The 17,884-nt window shown below is 72.0% G+C and carries 15 protein-coding genes; 2 read left to right on the forward strand and 13 right to left on the reverse strand.

What is annotated here, in order from left to right:
- Positions 1-115: 115 nt before the first annotated feature.
- On the reverse strand, positions 116-1,201 hold the full coding sequence (locus TU30_RS12785; protein WP_042168741.1) for a prephenate dehydrogenase: 1,086 nt from the start codon (positions 1,199-1,201) through the stop codon (positions 116-118).
- Complete coding sequence (aroH, locus tag TU30_RS12790) at positions 1,198-1,560, reverse strand: chorismate mutase (RefSeq protein ID WP_042168744.1); 363 nt, start codon at positions 1,558-1,560, stop codon at positions 1,198-1,200. The genes TU30_RS12785 and aroH overlap by 4 nt, the downstream gene beginning before the upstream one ends.
- A 349-nt stretch (positions 1,561-1,909) precedes the next feature.
- On the opposite strand from aroH, the gene TU30_RS12795 reads away from it, so the two are divergent.
- Positions 1,910-2,602: a DNA polymerase beta superfamily protein gene (locus TU30_RS12795; RefSeq protein WP_042168746.1), complete on the forward strand. Its 693-nt coding sequence runs from the start codon at positions 1,910-1,912 to the stop codon at positions 2,600-2,602.
- Positions 2,603-2,635: 33 nt separating this feature from the next.
- On the opposite strand, the gene TU30_RS12800 is transcribed toward TU30_RS12795, so the two are convergent.
- The 11 genes from TU30_RS12800 to TU30_RS12850 form a co-directional block, all read right to left on the reverse strand.
- Positions 2,636-3,667 (reverse strand): ADP-ribosylglycohydrolase family protein, encoded by a 1,032-nt coding sequence (locus TU30_RS12800; RefSeq protein ID WP_042168749.1) that lies wholly within the window; start codon positions 3,665-3,667, stop codon positions 2,636-2,638.
- A complete protein-coding gene (locus TU30_RS12805) occupies positions 3,664-4,383 on the reverse strand; it encodes an NUDIX domain-containing protein (protein WP_042168751.1) in 720 nt (239 codons plus the stop codon). The genes TU30_RS12800 and TU30_RS12805 overlap by 4 nt, the downstream gene beginning before the upstream one ends.
- Positions 4,384-4,465: 82 nt before the next feature.
- Positions 4,466-5,536 carry a pseudouridine synthase gene (locus TU30_RS12810; RefSeq protein WP_042168754.1) on the reverse strand — a complete coding sequence of 357 codons (1,071 nt, stop codon included), beginning with the start codon at positions 5,534-5,536 and terminating at the stop codon, positions 4,466-4,468.
- Between the two features lie 21 nt (positions 5,537-5,557).
- A complete protein-coding gene (scpB, locus tag TU30_RS12815) occupies positions 5,558-6,211 on the reverse strand; it encodes an SMC-Scp complex subunit ScpB (protein WP_042168757.1) in 654 nt (217 codons plus the stop codon).
- The gene (locus TU30_RS12820) at positions 6,208-7,494 is read right to left on the reverse strand and encodes a ScpA family protein (protein ID WP_042168759.1); all 1,287 of its coding nucleotides are present in this window, start codon (positions 7,492-7,494) and stop codon (positions 6,208-6,210) included. Before TU30_RS12820 ends, scpB begins: the two co-directional genes overlap by 4 nt.
- Positions 7,495-7,512: 18 nt before the next feature.
- Positions 7,513-8,067, reverse strand: a complete 555-nt coding sequence (locus tag TU30_RS12825; RefSeq protein ID WP_078878251.1) for a hypothetical protein — start codon at positions 8,065-8,067, stop codon at positions 7,513-7,515.
- Positions 8,064-9,191, reverse strand: coding sequence for a ParA family protein (locus TU30_RS12830; protein WP_078878252.1), 1,128 nt, complete (start codon positions 9,189-9,191; stop codon positions 8,064-8,066). The genes TU30_RS12825 and TU30_RS12830 overlap by 4 nt, the downstream gene beginning before the upstream one ends.
- A 450-nt stretch (positions 9,192-9,641) precedes the next feature.
- Positions 9,642-10,766: an alanine dehydrogenase gene (ald, locus tag TU30_RS12835; protein ID WP_042168768.1), complete on the reverse strand. Its 1,125-nt coding sequence runs from the start codon at positions 10,764-10,766 to the stop codon at positions 9,642-9,644.
- Between the two features lie 135 nt (positions 10,767-10,901).
- Entirely contained in the window at positions 10,902-12,959 is a 2,058-nt protein-coding gene (locus tag TU30_RS12840) for a tetratricopeptide repeat protein (RefSeq protein ID WP_042168770.1), read from the reverse strand.
- A gap of 172 nt (positions 12,960-13,131) precedes the next feature.
- Positions 13,132-13,767 (reverse strand): NUDIX hydrolase, encoded by a 636-nt coding sequence (locus tag TU30_RS12845; RefSeq protein WP_042168772.1) that lies wholly within the window; start codon positions 13,765-13,767, stop codon positions 13,132-13,134.
- Between the two features lie 100 nt (positions 13,768-13,867).
- Positions 13,868-15,514 (reverse strand): CTP synthase, encoded by a 1,647-nt coding sequence (locus tag TU30_RS12850; protein WP_042168774.1) that lies wholly within the window; start codon positions 15,512-15,514, stop codon positions 13,868-13,870.
- A 537-nt stretch (positions 15,515-16,051) separates the two neighbouring features.
- Here TU30_RS12850 and TU30_RS12855 point away from each other — a divergent pair.
- On the forward strand, positions 16,052-17,854 hold the full coding sequence (locus TU30_RS12855; protein ID WP_042168776.1) for a glycoside hydrolase family 15 protein: 1,803 nt from the start codon (positions 16,052-16,054) through the stop codon (positions 17,852-17,854).
- Positions 17,855-17,884 lie beyond the last annotated feature (30 nt).

Below are 17,884 nucleotides of genomic sequence, written 5' to 3' on the forward strand. Positions count from 1 at the left end.
GCGTGCGAATGCCCCGCACAAGGTTACTGGGTGTGCGTCCCCCGATCGGCCGTACCCGGGCCCGGCCGCCCGTCACCCACCGCGCTCACTGCTCGCCGCCGCCGTCCGGCAGGTGTCACTGCCGGATCGACCAGCCCCGTTCCCGTAGCGCCGCGGTGAGCACCGCAGCCGCCCTGGGCTCCACCATGAGCTGCACCAGGCCGGCCTGCTGCCCGGTCGCGTGCTCGATCCGGACGTCCTCGATGTTGACGCCCGCGCGGCCGGCGTCCGCGAAGATGCGTGCCAGCTGGCCCGGCTGGTCGTCGATGAGCACCGCCACGATCTCGTACGCACGCGGGGCCGTGCCGTGCTTGCCCGGGACCCGGACCTGGCCCGCGTTGCCGCGGCGCAGCACGCCCTCGATGCCGGTGCTGCCCCCGCGCCGCTTGTCCTCGTCACAGGACTGCAGCGCGCGCAGGGACCGCACGGTCTCCTCCAGGTCGGCGCCGATGTCGGTGAGCAGGTCGGCGACCGGCCCCGGGTTCGCGGAGAGGATGTCGATCCACATCCGGGGGTCGGAGGCGGCGATCCTGGTCACGTCCCGGATGCCCTGACCGCACAGCCGTACGGCGGCCTCCTCGGCATGTTCCAGGCGCGCGGCGACCATGCTGGCCACCAGGTGCGGCATGTGGGAGACGAGGGCCACGGCACGGTCGTGGGCGTCGGCCTCCATGACGACCGGGACGGCCCTGCAGTGCGAGACCAGTTCGAGGGCGAGGTTCAGCACCTCGGTGCCGGTGTCCCGGGTGGGCGTGAGCACCCAGGGGCGGCCCTCGAAGAGGTCCGCGCCGGCGGCCAGCGGGCCGGACTTCTCACGGCCGGACATGGGGTGCGTACCGATGTACGCCGAGAGGTCGAGGCCCCGCCGCTCCAGTTCACGGCGCGGCCCGCCCTTGACGCTGGCGACGTCGATGTAGCCGCGTGCCACACCGCGCTCCATGGCGTCGGCGAGCACTTCGGCCACGTGGGCGGGCGGGGCGGCGACGATCGCCAGGTCCACCGGCCCCTCGGGGGCCCCGTCGGTGCCGGCGCCGAGCGCGGCGGCCGTACGGGCCTGCTCCGGGTCGTGGTCGACGAGGTGGACGGTGACGCCCCGCTGGGACAGGGCGAGGGCGGCGGACGTGCCGATCAGTCCGGTACCGATGACGAGTGCGGTTCTCACTGGGCGATGTCCTTGCGCAGGGCCGCCGCGGCACCGAGGTACACGTGGGCGATGTCGGCGCGCGGCCGGTCGGACTCCAGGTGCGCGAGGATGCGGACGACGCGGGGCAGGGCCCCCTCGACGTCCAGTTCCTGGGCGCAGATCAGGGGGACGTCGACGATGCCGAGCTTGCGGGCGGCGGCGGCCGGGAAGTCGCTGTGCAGGTCGGGCGTGGCCGTGAACCAGATGCTGATCAGGTCGTCCGTGGTCAGACCGTTGCGCTCCAGCACCGCGGTGAGCAACGCACCGACCTGTTCCTCCATGTGGCCGGCCTCGTCCCGCTCGAGCTGGACGGCGCCCCGGACCGCTCGTACCGCCACGGCGATGCTCCTTGCTGACGTGCTGAATGTGCCGGATGTTCTGGACGTGCCGGGATTGCCGGGCGTACCGGCGCGCAGGCCGGCCGTCCGGTCGTCCAGCCTAGCCAGAACGGGCACGGCCGGCGTCCGGCGCCCGCCCGCCGAGACAGGGGACGGACAAGTGCTCCGCTCTGCCACGAACCACCCGGGGCCCCTCCCTCCGGAGTGACGGCACCGCCGGCCCGGCGCGACGCACGGCTCTTCTCGCCACGGGCGTGACAGCGCCGGACCGCCCGGCGGGCCGGACAGCGGATCGCGGTGGAGGGAAATCCGGTTCGCCCGGCGCGAGCCGGCCCGTACGCTCCCGGGCCTGCACTCCGCCGCGTACCTGGTCCGCGACCACACGGTCTACGCCTGCGTCACGGGCTCGCGTGCCTTCGGTCTGGCCACCGAGGGCAGCGACACCGACCGCCGGGGCGTCTTCCTCGCCCCCACTCCCCTGTTCTGGCGCTTCGAGAAGCCGCCGGCCCATGTCGAGGGACCGGCCGAGGAGCAGTTCAGCTGGGAGCTGGAACGCTTCTGCGAGCTGGCCCTGCGCGCCAATCCCAACATCCTGGAATGCCTGCACTCACCGCTCGTGGAGTACGCCGACGACACCGGCCGCGAACTGCTCGCCCTGCGCGGTGCGTTCCTCTCCCGCCGGATCCACGAGACGTTCACCCGGTACGCGTACGGCCGGCGCCGCAGACCCGAGGCCGACGTCCGCGTCCACGGGGCGCCCCGCTGGAAGCACGCGATGCATCTGCTCCGTCTGCTGGCCTCCGCCCGCGACGTGCTGCGCACCGGCGAGCTCACCGTCGACGTGGGCAAGCGGCGCGAGCCGTTGCTCGCGGTGAAGCGGGGCGAGGTTCCCTGGTCCGAGGTCGAGGCCCGGATGACCCGGCTGGAGCGGGAGGCCGGTGAGGCGCTGCGCCGTACGACGCTCCCGGCACAGCCCGACCGCCGCCGGGTCGAGGACTTCCTCGTCGGTGTCCGCCGGGCCTCCGCCCTGCGGACACCGTAGGGGCGACCGCTCAGGGGCTCTCCCAGGCCCCTGTCAGGGCCTTTCCCCGGCATCCCAGAGCGCCCCCAGCGCCAGCAGTTCGTCCCGGTACTCGATGCGGTCGGCCCAGGCGTCCGGCCAGGCGTCCGCCCCGAGGTGGGCGCCCGCGAAGGCACCCGCCAGGCAGGCGATGGAGTCGGAGTCGCCGGAGGTGCAGGCGGCGCGGCGCAGGGCGGTGAGCGGTTCGTCGACGAAGAGCAGGAAGCACAGCAGCCCGGTCGCCAGGGCCTCCTCCGCGATCCAGCCCTCCCCCGTCGCCAGGCACGGGTCGGTCTCCGGCGAGACGGTGCGCACGGCGCGCTGGAGGCGTTCCAGGACCTCCAGGCACTCGTCCCAGCCGCGCGTGATGAAGTGCTCGGGGCCGGGGTCCCCCGTGCGGGTCCACAGATCGCCGAGCCACACCGCGTGGTAGCGGGTGCGGTTCTCGTAGGCGTAGGAGCGCAGCAGGCCGATCAGCCCGGCCGGTTCGGCACCTCCGGCGAGCAGGTGTACGGCGTGGGCGGTGAGGTCGGAGGCGGCGAGCGCGGTCGGATGCCCGTGGGTGAGGGCCGACTGCAACTGGGCGGCGCCCGCACGCTGTTCCTCGCTCAGCCCGGGGGCGAGTCCGAGGGGAGCGACCCGCATGTTGGCGCCGCAGCCCTTGGAGCCGACCTGGCTGGCGTCCTGCCAGGGGCGGTCCTCCCCGGCCAGCAGGTGGCATGCCTTGAGGCAGGTGCTCCCGGGCGCCCGGTTGTTCTCGGGCGAGCGGTACCAGTCCACGAACTCCTCGCGCACCGGCCGCTCCAGCCGCTTCGGAGCGAGCCGTCCCCGGTCCATCGCCGTGCGCAGCCCGCGCCCCAGGGCGAGCGTCATCTGGGTGTCGTCGGTGACGGTCGCGGGCGTCGGGAGCCCCACCCCGCGCCACGGCCCGCACGTGGCGAGGATCGAGGGGACGTCGTGGAACTCGGTGGGAAAACCGAGCGCGTCCCCGAGGGCGAGGCCGGTGAGGGCGCCCGTGGCGGCGCGCTTGGTGACGGTGGTGGTCATGCGGGACGTCCTTCCGGAGTGGGCCGGAGCAGCGGCGGGTGGAGGGCGGTGGCGGTGCCGGCCCGGTAGAGCGCGGCGGGTTTGCCCCGGCCGCCGGTGAGGCGTGCGGCCCCCGGGACCGCTTCGACGAAGCCCGGGGAGGCGAGCACCTTGCGCCGGAAGTTGGGCCGGTCGAGCGTGGTGCCCCACACGGTCTCGTAGACCTGCTGCAACTCGCCGAGGGTGAACTCGGGCGGGCAGAAGGCGGTGGCGAGGCAGGTGTACTCGAGCTTGGCGCCGACGCGGTCGCGGGCGTCGGCCAGGATCCGGTCGTGGTCGAAGGCGAGCGCCCGCGCGGAGCCGTGCGGCATCCAGCGGGCCTGCGCCGCGTCGCTGCCGCCGCGCACCTCGGGCGCGTCGGCCAGCAGCGCGGTGAAGGCGACCGAGACGACCCGCATCCGCGGGTCGCGGCCGGGTTCGCTGTAGGTCCGCAACTGCTCCAGGTGCAGTCCGGACGCGTCCGTCAGCCCGGTCTCCTCGGCGAGTTCACGCCGGGCGGCGGTCTCCGCCGACTCGTCCGGCTGCACGAACCCGCCCGGCAGGGCCCAGCGGCCCGCGTACGGCTCCTCGCCGCGCTCGACGAGCAGGACGCGCAGCGAGCCCTCGCGGAGCGTGAGAACAGCGAGGTCGACGGTGACGGCGAAGGGCTCGTAGGCGTACGTGTCGTAGCCGTCCATGAACCACACCCCCTTTTATAGTCGGGGCGACTATAAAAGGGGGTGTGGTTCCCTCACAAGCCCCGGCCTCAGCCTCCGCGCCTCAGAGCTCGACTTCCTGCATCAGCATGCCGACCTCGGTGTTCGACAGCCGCCGCAGCCAGCCCGACTTCTGGTCGCCCAGGGTGATCGGCCCGAAGCCGGTGCGCACCAGCTTGTCGACCGGGAAGCCCGCCTCGGCGAGCATGCGGCGCACGATGTGCTTGCGCCCCTCGTGCAGGGTCACCTCGACGAGGTAGTTCTTGCCGGTCTGCTCCACGATGCGGAAGTGGTCCGCGCGCGCGTAACCGTCCTCCAGCTGGATGCCGTCCTTCAGCCGCTTGCCCAGATCGCGCGGGACCGGACCGACGATGTGCGCGAGGTAGGTCTTCTTCACCCCGTAGCGCGGGTGGGTCAGCCGGTGCGCCAGCTCACCGTGGTTGGTGAGCAGGATCACGCCCTCGGTCTCGGTGTCGAGCCGGCCGACGTGGAACAGCCGGGTCTCACGGTTGGTGACGTAGTCGCCGAGGCACTGACGCCCCTCGGGGTCCTCCATCGTGGAGACGACACCGGCGGGCTTGTTCAGCGAGAAGAACTGGTAGGACTGGGTGGCGACGGTCAGCCCGTCCACCTTGACCTCGTCCTTCTCGGGGTCGACCCGGCGGCCCTGCTCCAGCACGATCTCGCCGTTGATCTCGACCCGCGCCTGCTCGATCAACTCCTCGCAGGCGCGCCGGGAACCGTACCCCGCGCGGGCGAGGACCTTCTGCAGCCGCTCGCCCTCCTGCTCGGCACCCGGGAAGGTCTTCGGGGGCCTGACGTCCTTCTTCTCCGCGTACCGGTCGCGGTTGCGCTCCTCGATCCGCGTCTCGTACTCGCGCGAGCGGCCGGGAGCGGTACGGCCCCCGCCGCCCTTCTGCCCGGACCGGGAGCCCTGGGCGGAGCCACCGGACGGCTTGGCGCCGGTGCGGCCGGATTTCGGGCCCTCCTTGGTGGCCCCGGGCCCCACGTCGTAGCGGCGCTCCTCCGGGCGGGGCTTGCGGGGGCGGCCCTGCCCCTGCTTCTGGTCCCTGTTGCCGCCGGAACCGCGGGGGTTACCGCGTCCACCGCTCTTGCCGCTGCCGCTGCTTCGCATCACATGTCCGTCGTTGTCGTTTTAGGCGTGTTCGTCGGATGGGCCGTCGTCCGGGTCCGGGGCGTCCGGATCGAACGACGGTACGGCTTCCTGGGTCTCGGCCTCGATCGCCTCCGCCTCGGGGAGGAAGGGCGCGAGCTCCGGGAGCTCGTCCAGACCGCGCAGGCCCATCCGCTCCAGGAAGTAGTTCGTCGTCGTGTACAGGATCGCACCTGTTTCGGGTTCCGTGCCCGCCTCCTCGACCAGACCGCGCTGCAGCAGGGTGCGCATGACGCCGTCACAGTTCACTCCGCGCACGGCGGAGACCCTGCTGCGGCTGACCGGCCGGCGGTAGGCGACCACGGCGAGGGTTTCCAGGGCGGCCTGGGTGAGCCGGGCCTGCCGGCCGTCCAGGACGAAGCCCTCGACGGCCGCGGCGTACTCGGGACGGCTGTAGAAACGCCAGCCGCCGGCCACGAGCCGCAGCTCGAAGCCGCGGCCCTGGACGGTGTACTCGTCGGCCAGCGCGCGGAGCGCGTCCGCGACCTGCCGCTCGGGCCGCTCCAGAATCCTCGCCAGGTGCCCCTCGGTCGCGGGCTCGTCCACGACCATGAGAACCGCCTCGAGCGCGGGCCTCAGGTCGAGGTCCGCGGCGGTGCCCGGCCCCGCGGGAACAGCGGCTGTGTCCTCACTCACGTCGTGCCCTCCCCTTTCTCCTTCTGCGGCCCCTTCGGCTCCTTCTGCGGTTCTTCCGGTGGTTCGGGCGGGCGGTCGAACTCGTCGGTGACCGCGGGGACGGCGTCCCCGTCGCCGCCGGTCCAGCGCACGGTCAGTTCACCGAGCGCGGTCTCCTGGTCGAGGGCGACGGCCTTCTCCCGGTACAGCTCCAGGAGCGCGAGGAACCGGGCGACGACGGTCAGCGTGTCGTCCGTGTCCTCGGTCAGGGTCCGGAAACCGGCCTCGCCGAGCTCCTTCAGCCGCGCGACCACGATCCCGGCCTGCTCCTGCACGCTGACCAGCGGCGCGTGGATGTGGTCGACGTACACCTGCGGCTCGGGCCTGGGCTGCATCGCCTTGACGGCGAGCCTCGCGAAGCCCTGCGCGCCGATGCTGATGACGACCTCGGGCAGCAGCTCGGCGTGCTGCGCCTCGAGCCCCACGGTACGGGGGTATCGCCGGGCCTCCTCGTCCAGCCGCCGGCTGAAGATCTCCGCGATCCGCTTGTAGGCGCGGTACTGGAGCAGGCGGGCGAACAACAGGTCCCGGGCCTCCAGCAGGGCGAGGTCCGCCTCGTCCTCCAGCTCGGCGGCGGGCAGCAGGCGGGCCGCCTTGAGATCGAGCAGCGTGGCCGCGACGACCAGGAACTCGGTCGTCTCGTCCAGGTCCCAGTCCGGTCCCAGTGCCCGGATGTACGCCATGAACTCATCGGTCACCCTGGACAGCGCGACCTCGGTGACGTCCAGCCTGTGCTTCGAGATCAGCTGAAGCAGCAGGTCGAAGGGCCCTTCGAAGTTCGACAACCGGACCTTGAACCGGCCGTCGTCCTCCCCCTCGGCCCCCTCGGCCCCCTCGGCCCCCTCGGCCGCCCCGGCCGCCGTGGCCTCGTCGGCCGCCCCGGCACCGGAGGCCACCGCGGGTGCCGTACCGGGTCCGGCCGGACCGTCGCCCGTCCCGGGACCCGCGAGCGCCGTCCCGGACGGCGGACCGGCGCCCGGACCCGGTACGTCGTCCCGGTCGGCCGGTGCGGGCCCCGAAGTCCGTGCGGCCACCGGAGCCCGAACCGCAGCGGGGGGCGCGGCCGCGCGGCCGGCGCCGGCCGCCGCTTCCCTCCCGGTGCCGGCGGTGCCCTCGGTGTCCGTCTCCACTCCCGAGCCCACGGGCCGCGGGGCGGGCGGAGCCGCACCCGGCCCCCGCCCCAGCGCGCGACGGCGGCCGGGCCGCGGGCCGCGGCCGGTGGCGGGGGTGTCGTTCGAGGTCATGGCCTCCGCAGGCTACCGCTACCGTCCACGCAGGCGTCGTACGAGGATGCTGGCGTCTCCGCGGGCTTCGAGGTCGGCGAGGACCACGGCGACCGCCTCGCGGACGATCCTGCCCCGGTCGACGGCCAGGCCGTGCTCCCCCCGGAGTACCAGACGGGCGTGCTCGAGGTCCATGAGCTCCTCGGCGGACACGTACACCGTGATCTTCTCGTCGTGCCGCTCGCGGCCGCTGGGCCGCCGGGCCGCCGCTCTTCCGCGCTTGCGCGGGGCCGCCTCCGCGGCCGGCCCCTCCGGCGCGCCCTGCCGTCGCGCGGAGCGTTCCGGCGCGGCGCGGCTGCGGGACTCGCCCGCTTCGGCCGGCTCCGCGTCCGTGGCGACGTGTTCGGCGCCCTCTCCGTCACCACCCTGCGCGGGCACCGACTGCGGGGTGTCCTCCTGAGCCGCGGCCGCGTCGCCCTCCCCCGCGGGAGCGGGGACCCGGGCCTCACCGCCCCCCTGGCGCCTGGGGGTGGACGCCTGGAGCGCCATCCCCCCTGTCGTACGGAAGAGTTCGTCGGCCCCCGGCAGACTCACTCGGCGTGACACCGGGCGAGCACCTCCCTGGCAAGCTGGCGGTAGGCGGCGGCACCGACGGAGTTGGACGCGTACGTGGTGATCGGCTCACCGGCGACGGTGGTCTCCGGGAAGCGGACCGTACGCCCGATGACCGTGTGGTAGACGTGGTCGTCGAAGGCCTCGACGACCCGCGCGAGCACCTCACGGCTGTGCACCGTGCGCGAGTCGTACATCGTGGCGAGGATCCCGTCGAGCTCCAGCTCGGGGTTGAGCCGCTCCTGGACCTTCTCGATGGTCTCGGTGAGCAGGGCCACACCGCGCAGGGCGAAGAACTCGCACTCCAACGGCACGATCACCTTGTGCGCGGCCGTCAGCGCGTTGACCGTGAGCAGGCCGAGCGAGGGCTGGCAGTCGATCACGATGTAGTCGTAGTCGTCCATGAGCGGCTTCAGGGCGCGCTGCAGGGTCGACTCGCGGGCCACCTCGGAGACCAGCTGGACCTCGGCCGCCGACAGGTCGATGTTGCTGGGCAGCAGGTCCATGTTGGGGACCGCCGTCTTCAGCAGTACCTCGTCGGCCGCCATGCCCCGCTCCATGAGCAGGTTGTAGACGGTGAGGTCGAGTTCCATCGGGTTGACGCCGAGTCCGACCGACAGCGCTCCCTGCGGATCGAAGTCGACGAGCAGCACCCGGCGTCCGTACTCCGCGAGCGCGGCACCCAGGTTGATGGTCGACGTGGTCTTGCCGACGCCGCCCTTCTGGTTGCACATCGCGATGATCTTCGCGGGGCCGTGGTCGGTCAGCGGGCCCGGGATGGGGAAGTACGGCAGCGGGCGTCCGGTCGGGCCGACGCGTTCACGGCGCTGGCGGGCCGCGTCGGGCGCGAGGGTGGCCGCGTACTCGGGATCCGGCTCGTACTCGGCGTCGGGATCGTAGAAGTGCCCCTCGGGCAGTTCGTCGTAGTCGGCGAATTGGTTGTGGGGCGCGCCACTTCCGTCGCCGGCCATGGCGTTCACGTGATGGCCATCCATGCTCTGGTGTGCAGTGGGAGTCGCCTGCTGGATCTGATGGGTTGCGAAGGTGCGCACGGCGACGGAGCCGACCGGAGCGAACCCCGCGGAACCCCGGTCCCGTGCAGTCATTCCTGGGTGACCACCCCCGGGAGTAAATGTCGACTCATTCACAAGTCGTCTTACCTCCTTGGTGACCAGGAAACTTCTAGACAGGTCAGCGTGGCATCATGCCGACGGTTGGCGACTCTATGGCGTGTCGGCGGTCCGCAGCAACACAATCCGCCGGACCCGACTCGATGTGTCGACAATGAAACACCCCTCTGTCAAGGGCGTACGACCGTCGTACGGCAGGTTTCACCGGTGTGCGAATCGGCGGAAGGGGGACGTTCGAGGCGAGTTGCCCCGGATTCGTGAAGTGACCATACACACATCTCGCCGTGCCCGACGGGCAAGGCGGGTCCGGATGCGCGACGTTGACGAACGAAGTTGACGTATCGCCTTGGGCGAGAGGCGACTTGATCGACTTAACGCCCGGAAGACACTTCCGGGCGTCGGGTCGGGTCGGGTGGCGCGGCCGGTTCAGCCGAGCAGCTGGGCGAGTTCGACGTGGTCCAGGCCGTGCGCTTCGGCGACCTCCTGGTACACGACCTTGCCGTCGTGCGTGTTGAGGCCCCTGGCGAGGGCGGGGTCGCGGCGCAGCGCCTCCACCCAGCCGTGGTTCGCGAGTTCGACGACGTACGGCAGCGTGGCGTTGGTGAGCGCGTAGGTGGAGGTGTTGGGCACGGCGCCGGGCATGTTGGCGACGCAGTAGAAGACCGATTCGTGGACCGTGAAGATCGGCTCGGCGTGCGTGGTCGGGTGGGAGTCCTCGAAGCAGCCGCCCTGGTCGATCGCGATGTCGACAAGGACACTCCCGCTCTTCATCCGCGAGACGAGGTCGTTGGTGACCAGCTTCGGCGCCTTGGCGCCGGGGATCAGCACCGCGCCGATGACGAGGTCGGCCTCGAGGCAGGCCTTCTCCAGCTCGAAGGCGTTGGAGACGACGGTCTGGATCTTCGTACCGAAGACCTGGTCCGCCTCCCGGAGCTTGTTGATGTCCTTGTCGAGCAGGGTCACGTGGAAGCCCATGCCGACGGCGATCTGCGCGGCGCTCCAGCCGGAGACGCCTCCGCCGATGACGACGGCACGGCCGGCCGGCACACCGGGGACCCCGCCGGGCAGCACGCCGCGGCCGCCGCCGGCCCGCATCAGGTGGTAGGCGCCGACCTGGGCGGACAGCCGGCCCGCGACCTCGGACATGGGGGCGAGCAGCGGCAGCGCGCGGCTGGGCAGCTCGACGGTCTCGTAGGCGATGGCAGTGGTGCCGGAGGCCAGCAGGGCGTCCGTACACTCCCTGGAGGCGGCCAGGTGCAGGTAGGTGAAGAGCGTCTGGTCCTTGCGCAGCCGGTGGTACTCCTCGGCGACGGGCTCCTTGACCTTCAGCAGCAGGTCGGCGGCGGCCCACACCTCGTCGGCGGTGTCCAGTATCCGCCCGCCCGCGGCGACGTACTCGCCGTCCGGGATCGAGGAGCCCACGCCGGCGCCGCGCTCGATGACGACCTGGTGGCCGTGGCGCACCAGCTCGTGCACGCCGGCCGGGGTGATGGCCACCCGGAACTCGTTGTTCTTGACCTCGCGGGGGATGCCGACCTTCACGTCGATCACGGTCCTTGGTTCGGAGGGTAGGAGATGTTCCTGCACATACCCGGGCACACACGCGCACACCGGGAGAGACCGCAGAAGATGGCGCGGCAAGGCCATCTTAATGAAGGTGTTCCCGCTGTACAGCCTTACAAAGCATCAATCTTGTCCGGAGGGGCTGCGGATTTCGTAGGTGTCGCCTGAGTGTTTCGGGTCGGTTCCAGGCTCCTGGGCCTCTTCTTCCAGCATCCGCTCCGCCGAGCTCCGGTGCAGCGCGGCCGACGCGGGGTCGCCGAGACGGCCGAAGGTGTCGGCGAGCCTGAGGTGCAGCGCGGCCTGCAACCGGGTGTCCTCGGCCCGCCGGGCCCACTCCACCGCCTCCCGGCAGGTACGCAGCGACTCCTCGGGGCGGCCGGCGTACTCCTGGACCCTGGCCAGTTCGCTCAACGCACGCGCCCGGGCGGCCACATCGCCGTTCCTGCGGTGCCCGGCGACCGCCGCCCGCCAGTTGCGCAGCGCCTCTCCGTAGCGGCCGGCGTAGGTGTGGGCGGCGGCGATCCGGCCGTACAGGCGGGCGGCGTCCGCGCGCTCGCCCCGGGCGAGCCGCTCGGCCAGGGACCGGCCGAACCAGTCGGCGGCCCGGTCGAAGTCACCGAGCTCCAGATGGGCGCCTCCCACGGATTCCGTCGCGCGGCCTGTCGCGTAGGAATCGTTCGCCGCCCGGCCGGCGTCCAGCGCGGCCCGGTACCGCGCCAGCGCGTCGGCCGTGCGGCCGGTACGGGCGTCGAGGTCGCCGAGGTTGAGCAGGGCCGCGGCCTGCTCGCGGGGCAGCCTCCGGCGCTCGGCCACGTCGAGAACCAGGTGGTGGATGCCGTAGAGATCGCCGGCGGCGGCCTGGGTGCCGAAGTGGGCCACCATGGCGCGCACCAGCTGGGACATGAGGCGGCGGGCCAGGGTGTCCAGCGTCCCGTCGGCGACCGCGAGGCGGGCCGAGGCCAGCAGGGCCGGCCGGCGGACGCGCAGCCAGTCGGCGGCGTCGCGAGGGCTGGAGAAGCGCAGGGAACGCGGCGTCCCGAGGAGCTTCTCGCGTGCCTGGGGGCTGTCGGTCTCGGTGATGGCCCTGCAGGACTGGAGCAGCCGTACGGCCCGCTCCAGCATGCGGGCGCGGGCCAGCTGGAGCTCACCGGGCCGTTCGTGGGCCTCGGCGAGTCGCTTCAGCAGGGGGTGCAGGCACCCGGGCACCTCGTACTGCGGCAGCGAGGCCCCCACGGGGTGCAGCAGGCCCACGGAGACGAAGTCGTCCAGGGTGGTACGCGCGCTGCTCACCGTGCAGCCGGCGAGCGCGGAGGCGGTGTGCGGGTCGGCCAGGCCGGCCGGGGCGAGGCTCAGCAGACGCAGCATCCGGGCGGCGGGGGCGGGCAGCGCGTCATGGACCAGCCGAAGGACGCGGCCGGTCGCGGTGCCCTCGTCCGTTTCGGCGTGCAGGTGCCGGGCGAGGTCGGCGACGGCGGCCTGGGGCCGGGCGGCGAGCCAGCCGCCGGCCAGGACCAGGGCGGCGGGCTCCCCCTGGCACCGCTCGGCCAGGTCCTCCGCGGCCCGCGGGTCGACGGTGACGCGGACCGGGCCGGCGATCCCGGACAGCAGTTCCACGGCGGACTTGGTGTCGAGGCCGCCGAGGGTGCAGGGGCGGACGTCGCAGATGCCGGTCAGCGGGCCCTGGGAGATGGCGACCACCAGGCACTCGGGGTTGTCGGGCAGGAGGGCGTCGACCTGCTCGGCGTCGGCCGCGTCGTCCAGCAGGAGCAGCGTCCGGCGGCCGGCCAGGGCGGTCCGCAGCGCCTCGGCGAGATCGTCCTCGGCGGCGCCTGCCGGGGCGGGCGCCCCGAGTGACTCGAGCAGTTCCCGCGCGGAGCGCTCGACGGGCACGCGCGTGCCGTCGGTCTCGCTGAGCCGGGCGCGCAGCACCCCGTCGGGGTAGCGGTCGGCGACCTGGCGGACGAGTTCCTCACCGAGCGTCGTCCGGCCGGATCCGGGCCGGCCGGCGATGAGCAGCACACGGGCGCGGGGGGCCTTGCGGCCGGAGAGGGTGTCGAGTCCGGCGCGCTCGATGTCGGCCCGGAGTTCCTTCAACTCCCGCGTGCGGCCCAGGAATCGGGCCTCCATGGCAACGTCCGGGGAGAGCCGCACACCGTCCGTGTCCACCGCCTGATCCGTCACGGGCCACACTCCCGTCCCACCGCACGCGCAAGCCCGCCGGGACTCCGGATCGGGCGTTTTCCAGAGCCTAGTTCACGCTCTGCTACGTTCCGTGTGGAGCACGGCGGACGCGTCCCTCGATCGGATCAGCAGATGGTCACATCGCGAGAGGTGCGCTGAGGGCCGGGGTGGTTCAGGCGTCGAACGGACGCGCAGGCCACGGCGCCTCGGCCGGACGCAGCGCGTCGAGCCCGTCCTGCTCCCGCGCGGCGACGAGCGAAAGCACGCCCACCACCAGGCAGTTGTTGTGCAGTTCGCCGGCCAGCACCCCGCGGACCAGGTCCGCGACCGGCACCCGGGCCAGTTCCATGTCCGCCTCTTCGTCCTCGACCTCGAAACGGTCGCCCTCGGCCTCGGACAGCCCCCGGGCCAGGAAGATCCGTACGGCCTCGTCGCAGCCGCCGGCGGTGGTGTAGACGTCGGTCAGCACCCGCCAGTCCTCGGCCTTGACGTGCGCCTCCTCGTACAGCTCCCGCTGGGCGGCGTGCAGCGGGTTCTCGCCGGGGACGTCGAGCAGACCGGCCGGAATCTCCCACAGCTTGTGGCGCACGGGGTGGCGGTACTGGCGCAGCACCAGGACGCGGTCGGCGGCGTCGAGGGCGAGGACGGCGACGGACCCGGGGTGGACCTGGTAGTCGCGGCGGACCACGGTCCCGTCGGGCATGACCACGTCGTCGGTGCGCACGGAGGTCTTGTTGCCGACGAAGGGCGTCCTGGTCGCCCGGACCTCCCACTCCTCCGGGGTGTCCTTGATGGTCGTTCCGGTCATTGCGGTCCTTCCCAGACGTGCAGGCGTACGGGCGCGCGGCGGCGGCCGGGACGCACCCCGATCGGGGGTTCCGCGCCCCGGCAACCGTACAACCGGTGTGTTACTTCGAGATCTTCCGCTCGACCGCGGCCTTGACGAGGCCCGCGAACAGCGGGTGCGGACGCGTCGGACGCGAGCGCAGCTCCGGGTGCGCCTGGGTCGCGACCAGGTACGGGTGGACCTCGCGCGGGTACTCGACGTACTCGACGAGCTTGCCGTCCGGGGAGGTGCCGGAGAAGACGATGCCGGCCTTCTTCTCCAGCTCCGCGCGGTAGGCGTTGTTCACCTCGTAGCGGTGCCGGTGGCGCTCCTCGACGTACTCCTTGCCGTCGTACACCTCGCGCACGATCGAGCCCTCGGCCAGCTTGGCCGGGTACATGCCGAGCCGCATCGTGCCGCCCATGTCGCCGTCACCGGCGACGATGTCGAGCTGTTCGGCCATGGTGGAGATGACCGGGTGGGAGGTGGCCGGGTCGAACTCGGTGGAGTTGGCGTCGGAGATGCCCGCGAGGTTGCGGGCCGCGTCGATCACGATGCACTGCAGGCCGAGGCAGAGGCCGAGCAGCGGAATCCGGTTCTCGCGCGCGTAGCGGATCGCGCCGACCTTGCCGAGCGCCCCGCGGTCCCCGAAGCCGCCGGGGATGCAGATGGCGTCGACGTCACCGAGCTGCGCCTGGGCGCCGGACGGGGTCTTGCAGTCGTCGGAGGTGACCCACTTGATCTTCACCCGGGCCCGGTTGGCGAAGCCGCCCGCGCGCAGCGCCTCGATGACCGAGAGGTAGGCGTCGGGCAGGTCGATGTACTTGCCGACCAGGGCGAGGGTGATCTCGTGATCGGGGTTGTGGACCCGGTCGAGCAGGTCGTCCCAGGTCGTCCAGTCCACGTCCCGGAAGGGCAGGTCCAGCTTGCGCACGACGTAGGCGTCCAGGCCCTCGGTGTGCACGACCTTCGGGATGTCGTAGATCGAGCGGGCGTCGGGGCAGGCGACCACGGCGGCCTCGTCGACGTCGCACATCAGCGAGATCTTCCGCTTGATCGCGGTCGGCACCTCGCGGTCGCAGCGCAGCACGATCGCGTCCGGCTGGATACCGATGTTGCGCAGCGCCGCGACCGAGTGCTGGGTGGGCTTCGTCTTCAGCTCACCCGAGGGACCGATGTAGGGCAGGAGCGAGATGTGGACGACGAACACGTTGTCGCGGCCGACCTCGTGCCGCACCTGGCGGACGGTCTCCAGGAACGGCAGCGACTCGATGTCGCCGACCGTGCCGCCGACCTCGGTGATCACGACGTCGACCTCGTCCGTCGCCATGCGGCGGATGCGGTGCTTGATCTCGTTGGTGATGTGCGGGATGACCTGCACGGTGTCGCCCAGGTACTCGCCGCGGCGTTCCTTGGCGATCACGGTGGAGTAGACCTGGCCCGTGGTGACGTTGGCGGAGCCGTCCAGGTCGCGGTCGAGAAAGCGCTCGTAGTGCCCGATGTCCAGGTCGGTCTCGGCGCCGTCGTTGGTGACGAAGACCTCACCGTGCTGGAAGGGGTTCATCGTGCCGGGGTCGACGTTGAGATAGGGGTCGAGCTTCTGCATGACGACGCGCAGACCGCGGGCCTTGAGCAGCATGCCGAGGCTGGAGGCCGTCAGACCCTTGCCCAGCGAGGATGCGACACCCCCGGTGACGAAGATGTGCTTGGTCGTCGTGGATTGTGGCATGGCCAAGAGGGGGCTCCCGTGGTCGCGGTCTGAGGGTGCGGAGCGGCTGCCTGCCGGAAAACTCCGACGGCGCCGTCGCTGCGGTTCGGGGGTGCCCTTTTCGGATTTCCCCTCCAAAGAAGGGGCCCACCGGTCCACGGGCTACCAGCGTATCAGCGCCGCGGGACATCGACGTCCGGGCACGCTCCGCACATGCGCGGGCACACGTCGGTGACCTGTTGCACGTCTCTCACCCCTTGGTCACCCGTTCGGCGGGTGCGCGTTGGCCGGAGCGGCACACAGACCCTCCACGTGCGTCGTATCCTGCTCGGACACCCGCTGCCGAGCCCGGCCGGCCGAACGGCACCACCCCCGCCCGTCACACCGGAACAACGCAAGCTCGTCAGTTCGTTGAGCAGCAATGGGCGCTTTGCATTCGCGGCTGAGTGACTGCTTTGCTTCATCGCTCAACGACGCATTACGTATCCGACTGACCCCTTGACCGCACCAGCGACAACCCCCTCGTGGGGTGACGTGGCCGTTCGACTGGAGTTGCACGTGGCCGGGCGCATCGAAGACTACGCACTCATCGGAGACATGCAGACCGCCGCCCTGGTCTGCCGGGACGGCACAGTCGACTGGCTGTGCCTGCCCCGCTTCGACTCGCACGCCATCTTCGCCGGCCTGTTGGGCACCGAAGAACACGGCTTCTGGCGGATCGGCCCGGCACACGCCCCCGACGCCCCGCCGCCGGCTGCGACCCGGCGCGGCTACCGCGGCGACTCGCTGGTCCTGGAGTCCGAGTGGGACACCGGGCGCGGCACGGTCCGGGTGACCGACTTCATGCCCCCGCGCGACGGCGCGCCGCAGCTCATCCGCATCGTGGAGGGCGTCTCGGGCCGCGTGCCGATGCGCTCCACCCTCCGGATGCGTTTCTCCTACGGCCGGGTGGTGCCGTGGGTGCACAAGCACGAGGGGCGCACGGTCGCCGTCGCGGGCCCGGACTCCGTGTGGTTCGACACACCCGCCGACACGTACGGCAAGTCGCTGACGACCTACTCGGACTTCACGGTGGCCCCGGGCGACCGGATCGCGTTCACCGTGTCGTGGCAGCCCTCGCACAAGGAGCCGCCGGCGCTGCCGGAGCCGGAGCAGTCGCTGGAGGCGACGGAGGACTTCTGGCGGGAGTGGGTGGAGCACTGCACGTACCACGGCCCCTACCGCGAGGCCGTGGTCCGCTCCCTGATCACGCTGAAGGCGCTCACCTACGCCCCGACCGGCGGCATCGTCGCCGCGCCCACCACCTCCCTGCCGGAGGACATCGGCGGCGTCCGCAACTGGGACTACCGCTACACCTGGCTGCGGGACGCGGCGATCACCCTGTCCTCGCTGCTGCGCACCGGCTATCGCGAGGAGGCCCGCGCCTGGCGCGAGTGGCTGCTGCGCGCGGTGGCGGGCGACCCGGAGAACCTGCAGATCATGTACGGCATCGCCGGTGAGCGCGAGCTCGGCGAGGCGGAGCTGGACTGGCTTCCCGGCTACGAGAACTCGGCCCCGGTCCGGGTGGGCAACGGCGCGGCGCACCAGCTCCAGCTGGATGTGTACGGCGAGGTCACCGAGGCCCTGCACCTGGCCCACATGACGGGCCTGGCCCGCAACGACTACGCGTCCCTGCTCCAGCTGAAGCTGATCCGCTACCTGGAGAAGCACTGGCAGGAGCCGGACGAGGGCATCTGGGAGGTCCGCGGCCCGCGCCGCCACTTCGTGCACTCCAAGGTGATGGCGTGGGTCGCCGTCGACCGCACCATCAAGCTCATCGAGTCCGGCGACGCGGACGGCCCCCTGGAGCAGTGGAAGGGGCTGCGCGACGACATCCACCGGGACGTGTGCGAGAAGGGCTACGACAAGGAACGCAACACGTTCACGCAGTCGTACGGCTCGAAGGAACTGGACGCCTCGCTGCTGCTGATCCCGCAAATGGGTTTCCTGCCGCCGGACGACAAGCGGGTGATCGGCACCATCGAGGCGATCCAGCGCGAGCTGTCCACGCCGGACGGCTTCATCCTGCGCTATCCGACGGAGGGCGCGGACGAGGGCGTCGACGGGCTGCCGGGCGACGAGGGCGCGTTCCTCGCCTGCTCGTTCTGGATGGCCGACGACCTGGCGATGATCGGCCGGGTGGACGAGGCCCGCAGGCTGTTCGAGAAGCTGCTCTCCCTGCGCAACGACCTGGGCCTGCTCGCCGAGGAGTGGGACCCGGTCGGACAGCGTCAGGTCGGCAACTTCCCGCAGGCCTTCAGCCACGTCCCCCTCATCGACACCGCTCTGCGTCTGACGGCCTCGGGGGCGTACGGGGGCTGAGCCTGTCGGGTGCGAGGTCGGGCGCGGGTC

The organism is Streptomyces sp. NBRC 110035 (assembly GCF_000829695.1).
Taxonomy (GTDB): domain Bacteria; phylum Actinomycetota; class Actinomycetes; order Streptomycetales; family Streptomycetaceae; genus Streptomyces.